We start from the raw sequence: 1,597 nt of genomic DNA on the forward strand, positions 1-1,597 counted from the left end.
GGTTACCGTTGAACCACTTGGCAGTTCTACGGTTACTGTACCATCTCCGTGATCCGTTACAGTTGAGCCACCTGGAACTGTTACTGTTGGGCCACTCGGAACCTCTACAGTGACTGTTCCGTCCTCATTGTCCGTTACGGTAGAGCCGTCCGGGACAGTTACTGTTGGGCCACTCGGAACCTCTACAGTGACTGTTCCGTCTTCGTTATCCGTTACAGTTGAGCCACCTGGAACTGTTACTGTCGGGCCACTCGGAACCTCTACAGTGACTGTGCCATCCTCGTTGTCCGTTACGGTCGAACCATCCGGGACAGTTACTGTTGGGCCACTCGGGACCTCTACGGTTACTGTGCCGTCTTCGTTATCCGTTACAACTGAGCCGTCCGGGACAGTTACGCTCGGACCACTTGGTTGCTCTCCCGGTTGTTCACCTGGTTGTTCACCAACGATAGTTCCATCTTCATTTACGATGGAGCCGGATGGTACGGTCACTGTTTCCCCGTTTGGCAGTTCTACAATTATCATGCCGTCCTCGCCATCTGTTACGATCGAACCTGATGGTACCGTTACTGTTGAACCGCTTGGCAGTTCTACAGTTACTGTTCCATCTCCGTTATCTACAACAACCGAGCCATTTGGTACGGTTACCGTTGAACCACTTGGCAGTTCTACGGTTACTGTTCCATCTCCGTTATCCGTTACAGTTGAGCCACCTGGAACTGTTACTGTTGGGCCACTCGGGACCTCTACGGTTACTGTTCCATCTCCGTTATCCGTTACGGTTGAACCACCTGGGACCGTTACTGTTGGGCCACTCGGAACCTCTACAGTTACTGTTCCGTCCTCGTTGTCCGTTACAGTTGAGCCACCTGGGACCGTTACAGTTGAGCCACTTGGAACCTCTACGGTTACTGTTCCGTCCTCGTTGTCTGTTACGGTCGAACCATCCGGGACCGTTACTGTTGGGCCACTCGGAACCTCTACAGTGACTGTTCCGTCCTCATTGTCCGTTACAGTTGAACCACCTGGGACCGTTACTGTCGGGCCACTTGGAACCTCTACGGTTACTGTTCCGTCCTCGTTGTCTGTTACGGTCGAACCATCCGGGACCGTTACTGTCGGGCCACTCGGAACCTCTACGGTTACTGTGCCGTCTTCGTTATCCGTTACGGTGGAGCCATCCGGGACCGTTACCGTTGGACCGCTTGGTCCTTGACCTGGCTGTTCACCAACGATAGTTCCATCTTCATTTACGATGGAGCCGGATGGTACGGTCACTGTTTCCCCGCTTGGCAGTTCTACAATTACCATGCCGTCCTCGCCATCTGTTACGATCGAACCTGATGGTACCGTTATTGTTGAACCGCTTGGCAGTTCTACAGTTACTGTTCCATCCCCGTTATCCGTTACGACCGAGCCATTCGGGACGGTTACCGTCGAACCGCTTGGCAGTTCTATGGTTACTGTGCCGTCCTCATTATCCGTTACGGTCGAACCATCCGGGACAGTTACTGTTGGGCCACTCGGAACCTCTACAGTGACTGTTCCGTCTTCGTTATCCGTTACAGTTGAGCCACCTGGAACTGTTACTGTCGGG

At 53.2% G+C, this 1,597-nt stretch carries 1 pseudogene; it reads right to left on the minus strand.

What is annotated here, in order from left to right:
* Positions 1–1,597, minus strand: a pseudogene (locus DMN77_RS23480) (hypothetical protein); the annotation flags it as partial.

Origin of the sequence: Paenibacillus sp. 79R4 (assembly GCF_013393165.1) — a bacterium.
Classification (GTDB): Bacteria; Bacillota; Bacilli; order Paenibacillales; family Paenibacillaceae; genus Fontibacillus.